The 19,911-nt window shown below is 74.7% G+C and carries 22 protein-coding genes; 9 read left to right on the plus strand and 13 right to left on the minus strand.

Annotated elements, in window-relative coordinates:
* Positions 1-726, minus strand: a complete 726-nt coding sequence (locus tag ACZ6Q9_RS06855) for an ABC transporter permease (protein ID WP_357697216.1) — start codon at positions 724-726, stop codon at positions 1-3.
* Positions 710-1,663: an ABC transporter ATP-binding protein gene (locus ACZ6Q9_RS06860; protein WP_350702753.1), complete on the minus strand. Its 954-nt coding sequence runs from the start codon at positions 1,661-1,663 to the stop codon at positions 710-712. The genes ACZ6Q9_RS06855 and ACZ6Q9_RS06860 overlap by 17 nt, the downstream gene beginning before the upstream one ends.
* 90 nt (positions 1,664-1,753) lie before the next feature.
* Between ACZ6Q9_RS06860 and ACZ6Q9_RS06865 the strand changes: the two genes are divergently transcribed.
* The 3 genes from ACZ6Q9_RS06865 to ACZ6Q9_RS06875 all read left to right on the plus strand — a co-directional run bounded on the left by ACZ6Q9_RS06865 (position 1,754) and on the right by ACZ6Q9_RS06875 (position 3,625).
* Complete coding sequence (locus tag ACZ6Q9_RS06865) at positions 1,754-2,377, plus strand: TetR/AcrR family transcriptional regulator (RefSeq protein ID WP_393451504.1); 624 nt, start codon at positions 1,754-1,756, stop codon at positions 2,375-2,377.
* Between the two features lie 163 nt (positions 2,378-2,540).
* Positions 2,541-2,741, plus strand: coding sequence for an MbtH family protein (locus ACZ6Q9_RS06870; RefSeq protein WP_393266977.1), 201 nt, complete (start codon positions 2,541-2,543; stop codon positions 2,739-2,741).
* Positions 2,742-2,893: 152 nt separating this feature from the next.
* Positions 2,894-3,625, plus strand: coding sequence for a Clp protease N-terminal domain-containing protein (locus tag ACZ6Q9_RS06875; protein WP_393266974.1), 732 nt, complete (start codon positions 2,894-2,896; stop codon positions 3,623-3,625).
* A 118-nt stretch (positions 3,626-3,743) separates the two neighbouring features.
* Here the strand turns inward: ACZ6Q9_RS06875 and ACZ6Q9_RS06880 are convergent, their stop codons facing one another.
* Together ACZ6Q9_RS06880 and ACZ6Q9_RS06885 are read right to left on the minus strand one after the other, a co-directional pair.
* On the minus strand, positions 3,744-4,262 hold the full coding sequence (locus ACZ6Q9_RS06880; protein ID WP_357453722.1) for a hypothetical protein: 519 nt from the start codon (positions 4,260-4,262) through the stop codon (positions 3,744-3,746).
* A 121-nt stretch (positions 4,263-4,383) separates the two neighbouring features.
* The gene (locus tag ACZ6Q9_RS06885; RefSeq protein WP_393451507.1) at positions 4,384-4,581 is read right to left on the minus strand and encodes a DNA repair protein; all 198 of its coding nucleotides are present in this window, start codon (positions 4,579-4,581) and stop codon (positions 4,384-4,386) included.
* A 353-nt stretch (positions 4,582-4,934) separates the two neighbouring features.
* Here ACZ6Q9_RS06885 and ACZ6Q9_RS06890 point away from each other — a divergent pair, with 353 nt between their 5' ends.
* The gene (locus ACZ6Q9_RS06890; RefSeq protein WP_357697201.1) at positions 4,935-5,597 is read left to right on the plus strand and encodes a GNAT family N-acetyltransferase; all 663 of its coding nucleotides are present in this window, start codon (positions 4,935-4,937) and stop codon (positions 5,595-5,597) included.
* Positions 5,598-5,819: 222 nt separating this feature from the next.
* Here ACZ6Q9_RS06890 and ACZ6Q9_RS06895 read toward each other — a convergent pair whose 3' ends face one another.
* The 4 genes from ACZ6Q9_RS06895 to ACZ6Q9_RS06910 form a co-directional block, all read right to left on the minus strand.
* Complete coding sequence (locus ACZ6Q9_RS06895; RefSeq protein ID WP_393266968.1) at positions 5,820-6,518, minus strand: TetR family transcriptional regulator; 699 nt, start codon at positions 6,516-6,518, stop codon at positions 5,820-5,822.
* Positions 6,481-6,975: a thiol-disulfide oxidoreductase DCC family protein gene (locus ACZ6Q9_RS06900; protein ID WP_393451510.1), complete on the minus strand. Its 495-nt coding sequence runs from the start codon at positions 6,973-6,975 to the stop codon at positions 6,481-6,483. Before ACZ6Q9_RS06900 ends, ACZ6Q9_RS06895 begins: the two co-directional genes overlap by 38 nt.
* A complete protein-coding gene (locus ACZ6Q9_RS06905) occupies positions 6,972-7,550 on the minus strand; it encodes a hypothetical protein (protein WP_393451513.1) in 579 nt (192 codons plus the stop codon). The genes ACZ6Q9_RS06900 and ACZ6Q9_RS06905 overlap by 4 nt, the downstream gene beginning before the upstream one ends.
* A gap of 168 nt (positions 7,551-7,718) precedes the next feature.
* Positions 7,719-9,170, minus strand: coding sequence for a glycoside hydrolase family 3 N-terminal domain-containing protein (locus tag ACZ6Q9_RS06910; RefSeq protein WP_393451516.1), 1,452 nt, complete (start codon positions 9,168-9,170; stop codon positions 7,719-7,721).
* A 167-nt stretch (positions 9,171-9,337) separates the two neighbouring features.
* On the opposite strand from ACZ6Q9_RS06910, the gene ACZ6Q9_RS06915 reads away from it, so the two are divergent.
* Entirely contained in the window at positions 9,338-10,513 is a 1,176-nt protein-coding gene (locus ACZ6Q9_RS06915; RefSeq protein ID WP_357453700.1) for an ROK family transcriptional regulator, read from the plus strand.
* A gap of 246 nt (positions 10,514-10,759) precedes the next feature.
* Here ACZ6Q9_RS06915 and ACZ6Q9_RS06920 read toward each other — a convergent pair whose 3' ends face one another.
* A complete protein-coding gene (locus tag ACZ6Q9_RS06920; protein WP_393451519.1) occupies positions 10,760-11,773 on the minus strand; it encodes an ABC transporter permease subunit in 1,014 nt (337 codons plus the stop codon).
* Positions 11,770-12,780 (minus strand): ABC transporter ATP-binding protein, encoded by a 1,011-nt coding sequence (locus ACZ6Q9_RS06925; protein WP_393451522.1) that lies wholly within the window; start codon positions 12,778-12,780, stop codon positions 11,770-11,772. Before ACZ6Q9_RS06925 ends, ACZ6Q9_RS06920 begins: the two co-directional genes overlap by 4 nt.
* Before the next feature lie 118 nt (positions 12,781-12,898).
* Here ACZ6Q9_RS06925 and ACZ6Q9_RS06930 point away from each other — a divergent pair, with 118 nt between their 5' ends.
* Positions 12,899-13,753 carry an ABC transporter ATP-binding protein gene (locus tag ACZ6Q9_RS06930; protein ID WP_393451525.1) on the plus strand — a complete coding sequence of 285 codons (855 nt, stop codon included), beginning with the start codon at positions 12,899-12,901 and terminating at the stop codon, positions 13,751-13,753.
* Positions 13,754-13,773: 20 nt separating this feature from the next.
* Positions 13,774-14,670 (plus strand): ribokinase, encoded by an 897-nt coding sequence (locus ACZ6Q9_RS06935; RefSeq protein ID WP_396828403.1) that lies wholly within the window; start codon positions 13,774-13,776, stop codon positions 14,668-14,670.
* 85 nt (positions 14,671-14,755) lie between these two features.
* On the opposite strand, the gene ACZ6Q9_RS06940 is transcribed toward ACZ6Q9_RS06935, so the two are convergent.
* From ACZ6Q9_RS06940 to ACZ6Q9_RS06950, 3 genes are all read right to left on the minus strand, one after another.
* Entirely contained in the window at positions 14,756-15,526 is a 771-nt protein-coding gene (locus tag ACZ6Q9_RS06940) for a hypothetical protein (RefSeq protein WP_396828401.1), read from the minus strand.
* 96 nt (positions 15,527-15,622) lie between these two features.
* Positions 15,623-16,102, minus strand: a complete 480-nt coding sequence (locus tag ACZ6Q9_RS06945) for a DUF6232 family protein (RefSeq protein WP_357697179.1) — start codon at positions 16,100-16,102, stop codon at positions 15,623-15,625.
* 619 nt (positions 16,103-16,721) lie between these two features.
* Positions 16,722-17,198 (minus strand): DUF6232 family protein, encoded by a 477-nt coding sequence (locus tag ACZ6Q9_RS06950; protein WP_393451535.1) that lies wholly within the window; start codon positions 17,196-17,198, stop codon positions 16,722-16,724.
* 99 nt (positions 17,199-17,297) lie between these two features.
* Here ACZ6Q9_RS06950 and ACZ6Q9_RS06955 point away from each other — a divergent pair, with 99 nt between their 5' ends.
* Together ACZ6Q9_RS06955 and ACZ6Q9_RS06960 are read left to right on the plus strand one after the other, a co-directional pair.
* Positions 17,298-18,071: an enoyl-CoA hydratase/isomerase family protein gene (locus ACZ6Q9_RS06955; RefSeq protein WP_393451538.1), complete on the plus strand. Its 774-nt coding sequence runs from the start codon at positions 17,298-17,300 to the stop codon at positions 18,069-18,071.
* A gap of 161 nt (positions 18,072-18,232) precedes the next feature.
* A complete protein-coding gene (locus ACZ6Q9_RS06960) occupies positions 18,233-19,855 on the plus strand; it encodes an acetolactate synthase (protein ID WP_393451541.1) in 1,623 nt (540 codons plus the stop codon).
* Positions 19,856-19,911 lie beyond the last annotated feature (56 nt).

Raw genomic sequence — 19,911 nt, forward strand, 5'->3', positions numbered from 1 at the left:
TCAGGGCCGCCGGACGATCAGCCGGTAGGTCACCACCAGCCCGACCAGGCACCACGCGCCCATCACGAGGTACGGGGTGCCGCTGATGCCGCCGACCAGCGCCTCGCGCACGCTCTGCGCCATGTACTGGAACGGGAGCACGACGTGCACGGCCTGCAACCAGCCCGGTAGCCGGTCGACGGGGAAGTTGACGGGGGAGAACATCAGCGTGACGAAGACGACGAGCTGGGTCACCAGGCCGACCGCGGCCGGCGGGAGGGCGTGGGCCAGTCCGTAGCCGAGCGTGGTGGCGGTCAGGGCGACGAGCAGGGCGGCGAGGATCACCAGCGGGCTCGGGTCCAGTCGTAGGTCGAAGCGGAACGCGGCGACCAGCAGCGACAGCACGAGCCCGGGCAGCGCGCCCAGGATCCACACGGTGACCCCGGCGGCGACCGAGGCCAGCGGTGGGACGGGCAGCGTCTGGTCGAACTCGAAGCTGCCCTGCAACTTGCTCTGCGCCACCATGTTCGGGGCCATCACCAGCCCGACGGTGATCAGCCCGATGGTGGGGCCGCCGGTGGCGAGGAACGCGGCGCTGGTCGCGTCGACGTCGGGCAGCAGGTACGCGAAGCCGACGATGATGCCGACGGAGAGCCCGGCGGAGACGATCGCGAAGAGGGGGAGCAGGAAGCGCAGCCGCAGCGCGTTCCAGCGCAGCAGCAGGGCGTAGCTACGGAGCCACGACATCGTCGACCTCCTCGTGGGTCGTCTGGTGCTCTTCGAGGGCGAGGTAGATGTCCTCGACCCGCATCGGGTACAGCGAGAAGTCCTCGATGGTGCCGGCGGCCTGCATGCGGGCCGCCCACTCGGTGGCGGCCACCGCGTCGGCGGTGTCCAGGGCGTACACGAGCCGCTGCCGGTCCCGGCGCGGGGGCTGCCCGGCGAACGGCGGTGGCGCGGGTTCGTCGCTGCCGGCCGACAGGCTGACGTCGAGCCGCAGCGCCGGGCCGGCGCCGGCCCGCAGGTCGGCGACGGTGCCCTCGGCGACCACCCGGCCGTGCGCCAGGACCGAGAGCCGGTCGAGGATCCGCTCGACCTCGGTGAGGTTGTGGGTGACCAGGAGGACGGCCGCCCCGTCGTCGGCCAGCGACCGGACCTGCTGCCACAGCAGTCGCCGGCGCACCGGGTCCACGTCGTTGCTGGGTTCGTCGAGCACGATCACCTGGCCCGGTCGCACGGCGGCCAGGCAGTACGCGGCGAGGCGACGGACGCCGCCGGAGAGGCGCTCGGCCGGGGTGTCGGCCCACTCGGTGATGTCGAGGGCCTCGAGCAGTCGCTGGGTGGCGGCGGCCGCCTCGGCCCGGCCGGCCCCCCGGATCCGGGCCACCAGGGTGATGGCCTGGCGCGGCGTGACGCCCATCAGCGGCACCTGGGCCTGCGGCTGCACCGAGCAGACCCGGTGGGCGAACCCGGGGTCGGCGACCGGGTCGCCGTCGCCGATGCGGATCGTGCCGCTGGTGGGCTTGATCAGCCCGGCGACCTGGTTGACCAGTGTGGTCTTGCCGGCGCCGTTGTGGCCGAGCAGGCCGTAGACCTGGCCGGCGTTCACCCGGATGCTGATGTCGTCGTTGGCCCGCACCCCTCCGCGATACTCCTTGCAGACATGGTCCACGCGCAGCACCATGACATCTCCGATACTGGTCGGTATTCAGATACCGCCGAGTATGCGGAATGCGGAGATTCTGGTCAAGCGGAACGACGGGAGAGTCGCCTGATGGAACGAATGGGGCGCCAGGAGCGGCAGCGGCACAACCGGAACCGCCTGCTCGACGCGGCGCAGCGGCTGCTCGCCGAGCGCGGGCCGGCCGCCTCCCTGGACGACATCGCCGCGGCCGCCGGGCTGACCAAGGGTGCGGTGTACTCCAGCTTCCGCAACAAGGAGGACATCATCCTCGCCCTGCTGGACCGGCAGTTGGACCTCATCGGCACCGACCTGACCCAGGTGGACGCCGGTGAGTCCGACATGGTGCAGGCCTTCGCCGCCCTCAGCTCGGCCAACTCGACCGGCGACCGGGCCGGGGAGAACGCCGACTTCGCGCTGCTGATGATGGAGTTCTGGATCGCCGCCATGCGCAATCCGCGGGTGCGTCCCCGCTACATCGAGGCGCTGCGCCGCACCCGCGCCGGGATCGCCGCCCACCTGGCCGCCCGGGCCGACGGGCCGGACCCCGTGCTGGTGGACCGTACGGCGACCCTGCTCCTCGGTCTGGACATCGGGCTGAGCATCCAGCGCCTCGTCGACCCGGAGTCGGTGCCGGAGACGTGGTACGCCGAGGCGTTCGAGCTCCTCGTCCGGCCGCTGTCGGGCGACGCGCCGCACCCCGACGGCGGGAGCTGAACCGCCGCCGTCATGGGCCGGGGCTGCCGCCGGCGCCGGGAAACCGCGTCGCCCGGCGTCGCCGGATCGAGTGAAGGCCGTCGTTGCCCCGGCCGTGCCGGCTGGATAGGGTCGTGCGGTACCAGTGATCTTCAGTGACCGGTTCGTGACGGGGAGGCGCGGGATGAGTTTCGAAGCGGAGCAGTATGTCGTCGTCCGCAACGCCGAGGAGCAGTACTCGATCTGGGCGGCCGACCGGCCCGTGCCGGACGGGTGGCAGGCGGTGGGCGTCCGCGGCTCTCGCGAGGAGTGCCTGAGCCACATCGAGAGCGTCTGGACGGACATGCGCCCGGCCAGCCTGCGGACGGCCGGAAGCGCGGCCTGACCGGCCGTCGCCGCACCGGCCCGCCGCAGGGGGTGGCGCCGGTGCGGCGGCGGATCGCCGCGGCCCGTCGGCCGCGGTCACGTCAGCCGTCGTCCGCGGGGCATCGTCAACTCAGGGTTGACGACAAGCATGCGTCAACCTATCGTTGACGCATGACCGAACACACGCAGATGAGCAACCCGGTCCGGCTCGACGACCTCATCCAGGCGATCAAGAAGGCGCACACCGACGCCCTCGACCAGCTCGCCGGCGCGGTCGTCGTCGCCGACCACCTCGGCGAGATCGCCGACCACCTGATCGGCCACTTCGTGGACCAGGCGCGGCGTTCCGGCGCCTCGTGGACCGACATCGGCCGGAGCATGGGCGTCAGCAAGCAGGCGGCGCAGAAGCGCTTCGTGCCCAAGGCCACCGAGGCGCCGCTGGACCCGCAACAGGGCTTCAGCCGGTTCACCCCGCGCGCCCGCAACACCGTGATGGCCTCGCAGAACGAGGCGCGCGCGAGCGGGCATGCCGAGATCCGCTCCGAGCACGTGCTGCTGGGGCTGCTCAGCGAGCCGGAGGCCCTCGCCGCGAAGGCGATCGTCGCGCAGGGCGTACCGCTGGAGCGGGTGCGCGAGGTCGCGACGGCCGCGCTGCCGCCGTCGTCGGCCGAGGTCCCCGACCTGATCCCGTACGACGCGCAGGCCAAGAAGGCGCTGGAGCTGACCTTCCGCGAGGCGCTGCGGCTGGGCCACAACTACATCGGCACCGAGCACATCCTGCTCGCCCTGCTGGAGCTGGAGAACGGCAGCGGGGTGCTCGCCGACCTCGGCGTCGACAAGGCCACCGCCGAGTCGACGCTCGTCGCGGCGGTCGAGGCCGCCGCGAAGGGCGTCCAGGGCTGACGGGAGGGTCGACGCTCGTCGCGGCGGTCGGGGGCCGCCGCGACGAGCGTCCGGGGCGCCTCGGCGGCGACGTGCCGGGTCCGGGAGCGCGCCGGACGCCGGTTGCCGCCGCGGCGACTCAGGAGGCGGTGGGGAAGCCGTACCGGGCGGCGTGCTCCGGGTCGGCGGGGTCGACCTGGCGGATCCCGGCGTCGGCGAGGCGCTTGTTGACCTCGTCGAGCTGCTCGCGCACCAGCCGGGCCTCCTCCTCGGTGACCCGGCCCCGGTGCGGCTTGCCGGCGTGCTCGATCGTGCCGTAGTCGACCTTCTCGGCGCTCTTGCGGGCCTTCGGCGGGCGGACCCGCTCGGCGGTCCGCAGCAGCTGCGCCATCGGGACGTCGGTCGCCATGGCGTCGAACTCGCTCGCCGTCAGCACCACCCGCCGGGGCTCGTCGCCGCCGTGCCGGTCGTGGATCTCGACCACCGCGACGTCGAGCGCGGCGTCGTCGATGCTCTCCACCTCGACCGGGGTGGCGTCCAGTTGCACGGGCCCGGCCACCAGGTCAGGGTGTTCCAGGACGACGACGCGGACCACCTCGTCGTGGGGCTGGATGACCGTGCCGGTGAAGTCGGAGACGTGGATCGTCTTCTTGCCCATGCGCGGTGCTTCTCCTGTCGTGGGTCGGGGTTGCGGACCACAAGAAATTACCCGACAGGTGTGCGAAAGCCGCCGCTGGACCGCCCCGGGTGTGTCGTCGCCCCCGGCGGGGCGGCGCGGGTCAGCGCGGGTTGAGGTTGCGGCGGGTGGACGTGCCGGCCGGCAGCTTGTTGAGCTCTCCCCAGGGGAGCGCCTCGGTCCGGGCGGCGCCGCGGTTGCCCCGGTACGGCGGCTGCGCGGGAAACCGTCCGACGGTCCCGGGCGGGCGCCAGAGCCGCTCGGTCTCCTGCTGGTACCGGTCATTCGGCTGATTCGGCATGACCATTACCGTCCCAAAGAAAGTTGTACATGTATGGAAATGAATATGACGCTCGATCGATGTATCGGGTTCCCGCGACCGCGCCGGCTCTCGGGGCGGCGTCCATCGACGTCCTGCACCTGTACCCGCCCGCCGTGCGCTTGAACCGACGTCGGTGCGGCTGAGGCGCGAAGCCCGGCAATGAGGCCGGCGGGCCCATTGATCGGAACGGTGCGCCGGGCGGCAACCGTCCGGCGTACGGTGATCGGCGGACGGGCCGGGGCGCGGACCGCGCTCGGGCCGAGCGCGGCGAGCGACCCCGGCGGCGTCCGCGCGGGCGGCTGCCGTGGGCCGGCCGCGGGGAAGGTGACTCGATGCTCGACCGGCGGCTCCACCTGCACCTGGCGACCTGGCTGGGCCAGTGGCCGGCGGGCCCGGCGCTGCACGTGGTCGGGTCGCGCCGGCGGGCCCGGCCGGCCTGGGACGGTCGGCTTCGGCCGGCGATCGCGGTCGCGGCCGGGGCGAGCACCGTGCTCTCCGTACCGCCGGACCGGGTGGACGCGGTCCGCGAGCTGGTTCGCCGGCGGGCCGGGCGGTTCCTGCCCGAGTTGCCCGCGACGGTCGGCCAGCCCGGCTGGGCGGTCCACGACGACGTGTTCCGGTGGAGCGTGGCCCCGGCCCCGCTGCCCGACGTGGGGGAGTGGGTGTCCCCGGCCTCGCCGGGGTTGCCGTCCTGGCTCCGGCTCTTCGACCGGCCCGTGCTGGTGGTGCGCGACGAGCGTGGCCGGTACCTCTCCGGGGTGGGGGTGAAGCGACACGACGCGTACGGCCACGAGCTGGCGGTGGGGACGGTGCCGGCGGCGCGGGGGCGGGGGCTGGCCCGGCGGCTGGTCGCGCAGGCGGCCCGGCGGGTGCTCGACGAGGGGGCCGTCCCGACCTACCTGCACGACCGCGCCAACGCGGCCTCCGCGCGGGTCGCCGAGGCCGCCGGCTTCCCCGACCGGGGCTGGCGGTCGTTCGGGGTGTACCCGCCCTGACTCGACGGTGGGGCGGGGCGCGGACCGTGGATCCCGGGCCGGATCCACGGCCCGCAGCCTCCCCCAGGTCCCGTGCCCGCGACGGGCGTTGCGGGGCCGGTCGCCGTGTGTGCCGATTACGCTACGTATTGATGGGCTGTTCGGCAAGATGCCGGCGGGCGGTTGGAACTGTCCAGAAGTGGACTTGACCTGGGGCGCAGCGTGTCGAGGCGGCGCGGCGGGTCAGTGACGCAGCGTGCGAATGAGGTCGAGCACCTGCCGGGTGACCGGGCGCAGCACCCGCAACCGGGACAGCCCCACCAGCCGGTCGACCAACGGCACCGCGCCGTCGATGAGCTGCCGGGTCTTGGCCTGCTGCGGGGACCGGTCGTGGACCCAGTAGAGGACCACCCCCATGTACGCGAGCCACAGCAGCTCGGGCAGGTGGGGACGCAGCTCGGCGTCCACCTTCGCGGTCGAGCCGTCGAGGACCTCGGCGAAGAGGTCGACGGCCGCCTTCCTGGGCGCGGACGACTCGGCGGAGAACGGGCTGAGCGGGGACGTCGGCTCCGCCGCCGTCTTGAAGAAGCTCGCCGCGAAGTCGTGCGAGGGGGTGAGCACGTCGATGCCGGCGTGCAGCACCCCGGCGAGCCGGGCGGCGAAGTCGGACTCCCGGTCGAGCACCGGCTGCGCCGCCGCCCGGTGCTGGAGCTGGGCGCGGGCGTAGAACTCCTGGATCAGGTGGTCCTTGGAGCCGAAGTAGTAGTAGGCGTTGCCCACCGCCACCCCGGCCTCCTGGGCGATGGCGCGCATGGTGGTCCGGGCGTACCCCCGCTCCTGGAACAGCCGCATCGCCGTGTCCAGGATGAGCTGCCGCGTCTGCTCGCCCCGGGCGGTGGCCGGCTCACCCGCAGCGGTCGTCGGCGCAGTCTGCTCGGTCATCGGGCTCACCGTATCCCGCCGGGTCGTCCACCGGGCCCGCCCACGGGTCGCGGACGCGCTCGCGTACCGACGCGGCGGCGGCGACGATCCGGCGGGCCAGCGGCAGCAGGTGCGGGCGCGCCAGCCGCTCGGCGGCGCCCCGGTGGTCGGCCAGCGCCCACAGGCAGGCGAACCAGGCGCCGTCGCCCGCGTACACCTCGCCGGTGTCCGCGACCACGGTGAGGTCGCGCAGTGTCGCGTCGGGGTCCAGCCCGGGGAAGCGCCGCCGGGCCTCGGCGGAGCCGGCCGGCACGAACTCCAGGGGTACGAGCTGAGCGCGGGACGCCAGCCAGTGGCGGGCGGCGCGGCAGAGCGGGCAGTGCGCGTCGTAGAGGACGGTGAACCCCCGGATGCCACCGCCCCCGTGCGCGGTGGCATCCGGAACCCCGCCCGTTCCGTCGCCGGGCGGGACGGTCATCGGGCCGGCGGCGTGCCGGGGCCGGCCTCCGGCCCGGGGCCGGTCGGGCCGGCGGGCTGTTGGGTGCCGACGGGCTGGCGTGGGCCGCCGGGCTGCGGGTTGCCGGGGTGGAGGTTGCCGGGGTACGGGCCGACCGGGTGCGGGCCGGCCGCGGCGGCCGGGTGGGGGCCGCGGGGCGTGGGCTGCATCGGCAGCCGGCCGACCGGGGCGAGCGGCGGATGGGTGGCGAGCTGGCGCAGCCGGCCCCGGCGGTACCGGCCGAGCGCGAAGACGTTGAAGAAGTGCAGCGCGCCCAGCACCAGCAGCACCAGGCCGATCTTGAGGGAGAGCTCCTCCATGGCCTGGGCGGTGGACCCGACCGGGTCGGGGTGCTTCATCGCCACCGTGACGTAGCCGAGGTTGAGCAGGTAGAAGCCGACCACGAGCAGGCTGTTCACCGCACGGGCCAGCCGCTCGTCGGCGAACACCTCCTCGAGGAAGACCAACCCGTTGCGGGAGAGCGCCCGGGCCACCCACACGGTCAGCCCGATGCTGACCGCCAGGTAGACCAGGTACATCCAGACCTTGGTGTCCATCGCCGACGCCCTTCTTGAACGTGTTCAAGTTTGTTGCCATGAGCGTAGGGCACTCTTTGAACGCGTTCAAGAGTGGGTGGCGCGGTGTCAGGGGTCGGTCATTCCGACGGCGCACCCCGGGCCCGCGCCGTCAAGCCGCCGGCCCGGGCCCGGGTGCCGCCGCCCGCGTCAGCCGGCCAGGCCGAGCACCTCGGCCGCCGCCCGGCCGTTGGCGTGGCTCGCGCCGTACGTGGTGACGAACGCCCGTACGCCCGCCGGCCGCCACTGGGCCGGCCAGCCCATCTCGACCACGGTCACCGGGTGCGCGGCGGCCAGCGCGGCGATCAGCTCGGGGCCGCCCGGCAGGCGGTGCAGGTGGCGACCGACCAGCACGATCGGCCGGTCCCCGGCGAGCCGGCGCAGGGCCGCCGGCTCGGTCTCGGCCGCGACCACGCGCAGCTCCTCCACGCCGTCGAGGTGCGGGCCGAGGCCCCACGGCACCCGTCCCTCGGCGATGGTCGAGGCGGCGTGCAGCTGCACGACCAGCGGGCGGTCCAGGCCGGACAGGGCCCCCTCCACCCGGACGGCCCGCCGTGCCGCGGCGTACCCGAGTTCGGTGGACGCGGCCGAGGTCGCGCCGGTGGCCCGGGTCCACGCGGCGAGCGTCGCGACGCGGCCGGCCGCCTCCTCGACCCGGGCCCGGTCCAGCCGGCCGTCGGCGAGCGCGCCGACGATCTCCGTGACCACCCGCTCGACCAGCTCGGCGTCGACCTTGGCGCCGATGCAGAGCAGGTCGGCGCCCGCGGTGAGGGCCCGTACGGCGGCGGGGCCCACCCCGCCGGCGGCCACGGCGGCACCCTTCATCTCCAGCGCGTCGGTGATGACGGTGCCGGTGAAGCCGTACTCGCCGCGCAGCAGGTCGACCAGGACCGCCCGGCTGAACGTGGCGGGGCCGTCGCCGGTCAGCGCCGGCACCCGGATGTGCGCGGTCATCACGGCCTGCGCGCCGGCCGCCACGACCGCGGCGAAGGGCGGCAGGTCGCGCTCGCGGAGCACGTCGAGTGGCACGTCCACGGTGGGCAGTTCGTAGTGGGAGTCGGCGACCGTCGCGCCGTGCCCCGGGAAGTGCTTGGCGCAGGCGGCCACCCCGGCGGCCTGGAGGCCGGCGACCGCCGCGGCGGAGTGCGCGGCGACCCGCACCGGGTCGGCGCCGAACGAGCGGGTGCCGATGACCGGGTTCTCGTCGGCGGTGTTGACGTCCACGGTCGGCGCGAGGTCGACGGTGATGCCGAGGCCCGCCAGCTCCGCGCCGATGGCCTCGTAGACCCGGCGGGTCAGCGCCACGTCGTCGATCGCGCCGAGCGCGGCGTTGCCCGGGTACGGGCTGCCGGTGGCGTGCGCCAGCCGGGTGACGTCACCGCCCTCCTCGTCGATCGCGATCAGCACGTCCGGCCGGCCCGCGCGCAGGGCGGCGGTGCTCGCCGCCAACTGCCCCGGGTCGTGGACGTTGGTGCCGAAGAGGGTGTGCCCGGCGAGTCCCTCGGCCACCAGGTCGACCGCCCAGTCCGGCGGGACCGGCCCCGGGTACGCGGCGAGCAGCGTGCCGAGCGCGAGCCGGCGCAGTCCTGGATCGAGCCCCACGTGATCTTCCCCTTTCGGTGCCCGAGGGCACGGATGTCGTACCGGCGGCGGTCGGCGACGTACCGGGTCGGCCGAGCGCCCCGGTCCCGGGCGGCCGATACGCTACGGCTACCCGTTTGCAGGTCCGTTTACAGTTAGCAAGGTTTAACAAAATTAGAGGACGTGGCATGAGTTCGACCCGGCTGCCCGGCACCCCCCGCCTGTTGCGGGCGCTCAACGACCGCGCGGCGCTGGAGCTGCTGCTGGAGCAGGGGCCGCTGACCCGGGCCCGCCTCGGCGAGCTGACCGGGTTGTCCAAGGTCACCGCCTCCCAGCTGGTCGAACGGCTGGAGGAGCGGGGGCTGGTCACCCGGGTCGGCGAGCAGGCCGGCGGGCGGGGACCGAACGCCCAGCTCTACGCCGTGCGGCCGGGCAGCGCGCACGTGGTCGGCGTGGACGTCGGCGCCGACCGGGTGGTCGCCGCGTGCGCGGACATCACCGGCGCCGTGATCGGCCGCGTCGAGCAGTCGACCCGGGACACCGACGACCCGGTCGGGGTCGTGCACAACGCGGTGGTCCAGGCCGCGAGCAGCGCCGGGGCGCAGCTGTCGAGCGTACGGCGGATCGTGCTTGGCACCCCTGGCCTGGTCGACCCGGGCACCGGCGACATCACCTTCGCCTTCAACCTGCCGCGCTGGCACAGCGGTCTGCTCGCCGCGCTCCGGGAGGACCTGCACACCCCGGTGGTCTTCGAGAACGACGTCAACCTGGCGGCGGTCGCCGAGGCGCAGTCGGGCGCCGCGCGGGGGCTGACGGACTTCGTCCTGGTCTGGGTCGGCGCGGGCGTCGGCCTGGCGATCGTGCTGGGCGGCCGGCTGCACCATGGCAGCAGCGGTGCCGCGGGCGAGATCGGTTACCTGCCGGTGCCCGGGGCGCCCATCCCGCGCGACGTCTCCCGCCGGGCGAAGCCCGCGTTCCAGCAGCTGATCGGCGCGGAGGCGGTCCGCGAGCTGGCCCGGGCGCACGGCTACCCGGACGACAGCGGCGCCTCCGCCGTGCGGGCCGCGGTCGCCGACGGCACGGCCGGCGGCCCGATGCTCGACGAGGTGGCCCGCCGGCTGGCGCTCGGCGTGGCGAGCACCTGCGTGGTGCTGGACCCGCCGCTGGTGGTCCTCGCCGGTGAGGTCGGCCAGGCCGGCGGGGCGGCGCTGGCGGAGCGGGTGCAGCACGAGGTCGCGGCGATCACCCTGGTCCGGCCCCGGGTGGTGCCCACCGGCCTGACCGAGGAACCGATCCTGCGCGGCGCGCTGCGCACGGCGCTGGACGCGGTCCGCGACGAGGTCTTCGGCTCGACGATCGGCTGACCGCCACCCGCGCGCCGCCGTCGTGCCGGCCGGCCCGGACGGAGCCGGCCGGTGCCCGCCCGGCGTCGCCCGGACCTGCTCGACGGAAGTTGCCCGAAGGTGCTCGGCGGGCGTCGCCCGAAGGTGCTCGGCGGGCGCCGGCGGCCCGGAGCGGCGGGGTTGGCCGCGCGTCATGTGAAGGAATATTTCATCATCGGCCCCGGTGCTGCAAGGTGTTGCCGCGCCGGGGCCGGATGACGCCGCAGGTCACATCAGGTCGCGTCGGCGGAACACGGCGAAGGCCGCCGCGGTCAGCGCCCCCGTCAGCCCGAGCAGCAGGACGAGCGACGGCTGCCAGGTCAGCGTCCAGTAGCCGCTGCAGGACGTGGTCAGCCCGTCCGGGCAGGCCCGCAGGTCCCAGAACTCCACCTTGCCGTTCAGCCAGGCGGCCACGTAGCTGGAGAGCACGTACCGGTCCACCTGGACGACGTCCAGGATCTCCATCACCAGCCGGGCCCCCAGCTCCCACACCACGAGGTAGCCGGCGATCGCGCCGAGCGCCGCGGACGTGTGCCGGCCCAGGGTGGCGATGGCGAACCCCATCGCGGTGACCAGCAGCACCAGCAGCATGCCGCGCCCCCACGTCGCGCCCAGCGACCGCCAGAACTCCCCGTCGAGCCGCCCGGGCCGGCCGGCGAGCTGGGCGATCAGCCAGAACGCCCCGAGGTACGCCACCGAGGCGACCAGCGACAGCAGCGCCGTCGCGCCGAGCAGCGTGCCCAGCTTGGCGCCGAGCACCGTCAGCCGCCGGGGCCGCCAGAGCAGCAGGTTGACCACCCCGCCGGAGTTCAGGTCGGCGCCGATGTAGGAGGCGCCGACCAGGAAGCCGAAGAGCACCAGGAAGGCGACGAGGAAGTAGAGCAGCGGCCGGGCCTCCTCGGCGAAGGTGAACACCCCCGTCAGGAAGTCGGCGGCCACCGGGGCCCGCTCCATCTGGGCCGGGTCGACCTCGCTGCAGTCGTCCGGGATGTACTCGTGCACCTCGTCCACCCGGATGACGCCGCGCTGCCGGTCCAGGCAGAGCTGGTGGGTGCGTTCCAGCTCGCTGCGCGCCGCGGCGGCCTGCTGCTCGGCGTCGAGGATCTCCTGGGCGGTGGGCCGGTGGGAGCCGGCGAGGGTGGTCGCCGCGGTGACGCCGAACGCGAGCACCAGCAGGACGACCATGAGCTGCACGAAGCGCCGGGCACCCAGGCGCTCCAGCTCGGCACGGACCAGGTTCACGCGTCCACTCCGCTCGCGTCGAGGTCGATCACCGGTTCCCGGGGCCCCTGGTCGGGCAGCACCGAGTCGTCCACCTGACGGGGGACCGTCGGGTGCGCCGCCGTGCCGGTCAGTTCGAGGAAGACGCTCTCCAGGTCGGGCCGCAGCGGGGTCAGCTCGCGCACCCACAGGCCCGCCTCGCCCAGCGTGCGGCTGACCGTGGCGGCGTCGTCCACGTCGCCCACCACCAGATGGTCGTCGCGCCCGGTCACCGCCATCCCCGCCGCCGCCAGCAGCTCGGCGGCCCGCTCCGGGTCGTCCACCCGCACCAGCAGTTCGTGCCGGTCGAAGCCGGCCAGCACCTCGTCGACCCGCCCGGCGGCCACCCGGCGGCCCCGCGAGATGATCGTCACGTGGTCGCAGATCAGCTGGATCTCGGCCAGGATGTGGCTGGAGACCAGCACGGTCACGCCGGCCTCGGCCAGCGAGCGCATCAGGTCCCGCATCTCCCGGATGCCGGCCGGGTCCAGCCCGTTCGCCGGCTCGTCGAGGATCAGCAGCTCCGGGTCCTTGAGCAGGGCCGAGGCCACCGCCAGGCGCTGCTTCATGCCCAGCGAGTAGCCCTTGACCCGCTCGTCGCCCCGGTCCCGCAGGCCCACCTGCTCCAGCACCTCGTCGACCCGGGCGACCGGCACGCCGCCGGCCCGGGCGAGCAGGCGCAGGGTGCGGTGCCCGGTGAAGTTGCCGAAGAACTGCGGGCTCTCCACGATCGCCCCGACCCGCCCGGCCACCTGGGGCAGCTGCTCCGGCGAGGTCCGCCCCAGGACCGTCATCCGGCCGGCGTCGGCGCGGACCAGCCCGAGCAGGGCACGCAGCGTGGTGGTCTTGCCCGACCCGTTGGGGCCGAGGAAGCCGTGGATCTGGCCGGACTCCACCAGCAGGTCGAAACCGTCGACCGCCACCCGGCGCCCCTGCCGCAGGCTGCGGAAGGTCTTGCGCAGACCCTCGATCTCGATGACCGCGCTCACCGGCGCGGCTCCGTGTTCCGACCGGGCATGGACCGTCCTTCGAGTGTGGTGACCAACGACACGGCGCCTCACCCTACGACCGGGGCGCCGCCCGTGGGGGGCGCCCCGCGCTGCGTGGTTGGATGGTCGGGTGACTGGTGACCTGATCCCCGGCGCCGGCGGCGCCGCAGCCGCGCCCGCGCCCGTGGACGCGGATCTGGTGGTCAGCCTCGACGGCGTCGGCGTACGCCGGTCCGGCACGGCGCTGCTGCACGACCTGGACTGGCGGGTCGAGCTGGACGAGCGCTGGGTGGTGCTCGGCCCGAACGGCGCCGGGAAGACGACACTGCTCAACCTCGCCGCCGGGCGGCTGCACCCGACCACCGGCACCGCCCACGTGCTCGGCGAGCGCATCGGCCGCACCGACGTCAACGAGCTGCGCACGCGCATCGGGCTCTCCACCGCCGCGCTCGCCGAGCGGGTGCCCGCCGACGAGCGGGTCAGCGACGTGGTCGTGACGGCCGCCTGGTCGGTGCTGGGGCGCTGGCGGGAGAGCTACGACAGCGGCGACGAGGCCCGCGCCCGCGCGCTGCTGAGCCAGCTCGGCATCGGCGGCCTCGCCGACCGCGCCTACGGCACGCTGTCCGAGGGGGAGCGCAAGCGGGTGCAGATCGCCCGCGCGCTGATGACGGACCCGGAGCTGCTGCTGCTCGACGAGCCCGCAGCCGGGCTCGACCTGGGCGGGCGGGAGGACCTGGTGGCCCGGCTGGCCGAGCTGGCGTACGACCCGGACGCCCCGGCGCTGGTGCTGGTCACCCACCACGTGGAGGAGATCCCGCCCGGCTTCACCCACGCGCTCCTGCTGCGCGACGGCCAGGTGGTGGCCCAGGGGCTGCTCGGTGACACCCTCACCGGGGACAACCTCTCCAAGACCTTCGGGCTGCCGCTGGTGGTCGAGCGCTCCGGCGACCGGTACACCGCCCGCGCCGCCTGAGGCGCCAGAAGGAGGTCGGCGTGCGGCAGACCAGGGTCGTCGTCGTGGGCAGCGCCAACATGGACCTGGTGGGCACCGCCCCCGCCCTGCCCCGGCCGGGGGAGACCCTGCTCGGCACCGGCTTCGTCATGGTGCCCGGCGGCAAGGGCGCCAACCAGGCCATCGCCGCGGCCCGCGCCGGCGCCTCCTGCGCCTTCCTCGGGGCGATCGGCTCCGACGCGTTCGGCGTCACCCTGCGGGCCCGGATCACCGCCGCCGGCGTCGACACCGACCAGCTCCGCACGACGTACGGCACGTCGGGGGTGGCGCTGGTGATGGTCAACGCCGAGGGTGAGAACGCGATCCTCGTCACCCCGGGCGCGAACGCCTCGATGACCCACCTCACCGATCCCGAGCTGGCGGCCGTACGCTCCGCGGACGTGCTGCTCGCCCAGCTGGAGATCCCGGTCGGCACGGTGACCCGGGCGGCGGTCGTTGCCCGGGCGGCCGGCAGTCGGGTGGTGCTCAACGCCGCGCCGGCCGTGCCGGTGCCCCCGGAGCTGCTCGCGGCGACGGATCTGCTGGTGGTCAACGAGACCGAGGCGCAGGCGCTCACCGGGCGCGGCCGGGACGACCCGTCGGCCCTGCTCGACCTGGTGCCCCGGGTGGTGCTCACGCTCGGCGCGCAGGGCGCCTGGTACGGCGACCGGGACGGCACGGCCGTGCACGTGCCGGCGGTGAAGGTCGACGTGGTGGACTCCACGGCGACCGGGGACGCCTTCACCGCCGCGCTCGCGGTCGCCTGGGGCGAGGGCCGGGACCTCGTCGACGCGGTGCGTTGGGCGGCGGCGGCCGGGGCGGCCTGCGCCCGCCGGCTCGGCGCCTCCTCGGCCCTGCCCAGCCGGGCCGAGATCGAGGAGCTCTACACGCCCGCCTGATCTGGCCCGGGCGGGTCGGCGCCGACCGGGCCCCGGTGAACGGGGCCGTGGCCGCCCCGCCCTGGGCCGAGCCGCTGACCGCCGCTCACGCCTCCGCGTCGTCGCTGAGCTTCTCGCCCCGGCGGCGGAGCATGCCCAACCCCGGGATGCCGGCGACGGCGAGCTTCAGGTCACGGGTGACGTCGAGCAGGTCGTGCAGGTCCGGGCCGACCCGGTCCAGGGTGGCCAGGATCGGCAGGATGTCCGCCGTCAGGTGCTGCTTGAGCTTGGGCAGTTCGTCGACGAGCCGGATCGCGGCGGTCACCTCCTCGTGGCTGAGCTGCTCGACGAAGCGGTTCGCCATGGGCGCCGCCCGGCGCAACGCCGGCTCGTACGCCGTCAGCAGCTCGGCGGCCGTGGCGGCCGCCTCCGCCGCGGTGCCCACGGCGCCGGCCGCCCGACCGGCCACCGACTCGGCCTCCCTGACCACCACGGACGCGGCGGCGGCCACCTCGGTCGCCGTCCCGATGGCGGCGGTCGCGGCGGCGCTGATCACGGGCACCTCCCGCACCGCGGCGTCGGCGTCGGCGAGCACCTGGTCGGTCCGGTCGAGGGTCTGCTCGACCCGGTCCACCATGCCGTCGACCCGGCCCACCGTGGCGTCGACCCGGTCCACCATGCCGTCGACCCGCTCCACCATGCCGTCGATCCGGTCCACCACCCCGTTGATCCGGGTCAGCAGCGCCTCCACGGAGTCCAGCACGGCGAACGCGCGGGCCGGCACGGCGGCGAACGCGGCCGCCGAGCCGAGGGCCTGGTCGAGGGCGGAGCGGGTCAGACCGACGACCGCGGCGGGCCGGGGGAGGGGAATCACCATGGCACCAAGTGTGCGTCGCCCGCGCCCGAACCGCCGGGCGGCACAACGCGACCCCCGGGCGGCGCCCCAGGGCGAGCCTCCGGGCAGCGCCCCGGGTCAGGACTCCGTGTGCTGCTCGACCGCGCGCTGGACCGCCCGGTAGATCTGCCCGAACCGCAGCGCGTCCGGCGTGCGTAGCAGCAGCACCTCGCGGCCGTGGTGCTGCACCCAGAGTTCGTGCACCTTGCTGCCCCGCTCGTAGGAGCGGTCGAGCCAGCCGAGCGGGATCTCCAGGAACGGGGCCAGGGCCAGCGCGCCGACCACGCACGCGGCGAGGATGACCAGTGCCAGCTGCCACTCGCCCCGGTCCTGCGCCGACCAGGCCAGCGCGAGCACGCAGACCACCGCGATCAGCGGGGGCAGCGAGAGGAGCAGGACCAGGACGCCGCGGCCCAGCACCCGGCCGCGTACCGCCAGCGTCTTCGGCCCCTGCGCGTGCCAGACGTACGTCACGTCGGCGATCGCGACGGCGTGGCCTCCGGCCCGGATCGACTCCGAGGTCACCTGCACCGCGTCGTCCCGGTAATAGAGGGTCATCACTAAGCCTAACCGCTGCGCCGCGTCTGTGGCCGGCCGAAGTGGACGGTGCCCGGTGCGGCCGGGCTCCGGCGCGGGAGTGGTCGGGTCCACGCTGTCGAGCTGCCCCGCGGATAGGACCGCCTCCGGTCGTCCGCGACGGCTGCCCCGCCCCATCCGTAGGGGCAGCTCGACAGCGGCGGCGAGGCGACGCCACCCCTCGACGCCATCCCGTCGACGCCATCCCGTCGACGCCATCCCGTCGACGTCACCCCGTCGACCGACGCCGCGCGCGTCCGTCACCAAGGACCTGTCCGAGGTGCGCGCGGTGGCCGCCGAGGACGTGCAGATCCACGGCTCCGGCCAGCAGGTGCGGGGGCGGCACTTCGTCGAGCAGGCCGTCGCGTCGCCCGGGCTGACCGTGCTCGACCAACGGACCCACGTACTCTTCGCCGCCGGCGACCGCGTCGTGGTCTCGCTGGCGCAGACCGACCGGCGCGACGCCACCGGGGAGACCGCGGTGCAGAGCGCCAGCGATGTACCGGCTGGCGGAGGGGTGGATCGTGCAGCTCTGGGGCGAGCAGGATCTCTACGGGCTGATGCGCGGCCTCGCCATGCTGCCGGCCGAGCCGATCGACTCTCAGCGACGGCGGGGCGTCACCGGCTGGCCGGCCTCCACCGCCCGCTGCACCGCCCGGTAGATCTGCCCGAAGCGCAGCGCGTCGCCGGTGCGCAGCAGCCGCACCGGCTGGCCGCGCCAGCGGGCCCAGATCTCCAGTTGTCGGCTGCCCCGCGCGTACGAGCGGTCCAGGTGCTCGAAGAGGAAGTCGGCGACCGGCCCGACCGCGAGCCCGACGAGCACCGAGGCCCCGACGATGGCGACGGTGACGGTGAGGGAGCGGTCCAGCGTGAGCGCCAGCGCGATGCCGAGCGCGGCGGCCACCAGGGGGCCGGCCAGCGCCGCGCCGATCGCGCCCCGGCCGGCGAGCACCCGCCAGGACCGGCTGCCGCGCTGGTGCCAGACCATGCTGATCTCGGCCAGCCGGAACGTGCGGCCGTCCACGCGGACGGCGGTGGACGTGATCTGGACCGACCTGTCGTCGTAGTAAGTGATCATGGCTGCACTCCCGGTGGCGGGCCTGACACCACACTACTGACCCCGACGGCCCGCGCCGTAAGGTTGGCCCGCGACTTCGACGAGGAAGTGAGGGCCAGCGTGGGCGAGTTCGTGCGGCTGGAGACCAAGGACGGCATCGGCACCATCCGGCTGGATCGGCCGCCGATGAACGCGCTGAACACCCAGGTGCAGGAGGAGTTGCGCGCCGCGGCCGCGGCGGCCACCGCGGACCCGGGTGTCCGCGCCGTCATCGTGTACGGCGGGGAGAAGGTCTTCGCCGCCGGCGCGGACATCAAGGAGATGGCCGACATGTCCTACGTGGACATGGCGGAGCGGGCGGCCGACCTGTCCAGCGCGCTCGGCGCGATCGCCCGGATCCCGAAGCCGGTCGTCGCCGCGATCACCGGTTACGCCCTGGGCGGCGGCTGCGAGCTGGCGCTGGCGTGCGACTGGCGGGTCGTCGCCGAGGACGCGAAGCTCGGCCAGCCGGAGATCAAGCTCGGCATCATTCCCGGCGCGGGCGGCACCCAGCGGCTGGCCCGCCTGGTCGGCCCGGCCCGCGCCAAGGACCTGATCATGTCCGGCCGGATGGTGGACGCCCAGGAGGCGCTGCGGATCGGGCTGGCCGACCGGGTGGCCCCGGCCGCCGAGGTCTACGAGGCCGCGGTCGAGCTGGTGCGCCCGTACCTCACCGGCCCGGTGCAGGCCCTGCGCGCCGCGAAGCTCGCGGTGGACGGCGGCCTGGACATGGACCTCGCCTCCGGCCTGGCGTGGGAGAGCCAGCTCTTCGCGGCGCTCTTCGCCACCGACGACCGCCGCGAGGGCATGGCGGCGTTCGTGGCCAAGCGCAAGCCGGACTTCACCGGCCGCTGACCGGCGTGGGGCCGGCGGCGTGCCCGCCGGCCCAGTGGCTCGCCCACTGCGGGGCGTCCACCACCGACGTGGACGCCCCGCGCCGAGCCGAGGACGGTTCACATTCCGCCTACCGGTGAGTAGCGTGTGACTCCGGTCATGCGGACGAAGGGACAGCGGCGATGACGGAGCGGATCGAAGGTCACGGCGGGGAGCTCGCGCTCGCGGCGCTGCGCGCGTACGGGGTGCGGGAGATGTTCACCCTCTCCGGCGGGCACGTCTTCCCGCTCTACGACGCCGCGCACAAGACCGGCTTCCCCCTCTACGACGTCCGGCACGAGCAGTCGGCGGTCTTCGCCGCCGAGGCGGTGGCGAAGCTCCAGCGCCGCCCCGGCCTCGCCGTACTCACCGCCGGCCCCGGCGTCACCAACGGCATCTCGGGGCTGACCAGCGCCTACTTCAACGCCTCGCCGGTGCTGGTGCTCGGTGGTCGGGCCCCGCAGTTCCGCTGGGGCTCCGGCAGCCTCCAGGAGATGGACCACCTGCCGCTGGTCGCCCCGGTCACCAAGCACGCCGAGACGGTGTTCAGCCCCGACGACATCCCGCGCGCGGTGACCGCGGCGCTGACCACCGCGCTCACCCCGCACCGGGGCCCGGTCTTCCTCGACTTCCCCCTGGAGGCGGTCTTCTCGGTCGCCGACGCCGAACTCCCCGCCCCGCCGGGCATCGCGCCCGTCGAGCCCGACCCGGACGAGGTGGCGAAGGCGGCCACCCTGATCGCCGCCGCCAGCCGCCCGGTGATCATCGCCGGCTCCGACGTCTACGCCGGGGACGCGGTCGACGCCCTGCGGGCCGCCGCCGAGGCGCTCCAGGTGCCGGTCTTCACCAACGGGATGGGCCGGGGCGCGCTGCCGCCCGAGCACCCGCTCGCCTTCGCCAAGGCCCGCCGGGTGGCGCTCAAGGGCGCCGACGTGGTCGTGGTGATCGGCACCCCGCTGGACTTCCGGCTCAGCTTCGGCGACTTCGGCGACGCGAAGGTGGTGCACGTCGTCGACGCGCCCAGCCAGCGGGCCGGGCACGTCCAGCCGGCCGCCGCCCCCGCCGGCGACCTCCGGCTGGTCCTCACCGCGTTCGCCGACCACCCCGGCGACCGGGCCGACCACGCCGACTGGATCGCCGGGCTGCGCACCGCCGAGGACGCCGCGAAGGCCCGCGACGCCGCGGAGATGGCCGCCGAGACCGACCCGATCCGGCCCGCCCGGGTCTACGGCGAGCTGCGCCGGGTCCTGGCCCGCGACGCCATCACGATCGGCGACGGCGGCGACTTCGTCTCGTACGCCGGCCGCTACCTGGAGCCCGCCCAGCCCGGCACCTGGCTCGACCCGGGCCCGTACGGCTGCCTCGGCACCGGCATGGGCTACGCGATGGGGGCCCGGGTCAGCCACCCCGACCGGCAGATCTGTGTGCTGATGGGCGACGGCGCGGCCGGCTTCTCGCTGATGGACGTGGAGTCCCTCGCCCGGCAGAAGCTGCCCGTGGTGATCGTGGTCGGCAACAACGGCATCTGGGGCCTGGAGAAGCACCCCATGCGCGCCATGTACGGCTACGACGTCGCCGCCGACCTCCAGCCGGAGCTGCGCTACGACCAGGTGGTGAGCGCCCTCGGCGGCGCGGGCGAGACGGTGGCGAAGGCCGCCGACCTCGGGCCGGCCCTGCAGCGCGCCTTCGACGCCGGCGTGCCGTACCTGGTGAACGTGCTCACCGACCCGGCTGACGCGTACCCCCGCTCGTCGAACCTGGCCTGAACCACCGCCCGCCGCCGTCGCCGCGCCCGGCGACGGCGGCGGGCGCGTTTCACGAC

It is taken from the genome of Micromonospora sp. NPDC049139, assembly GCF_055586845.1.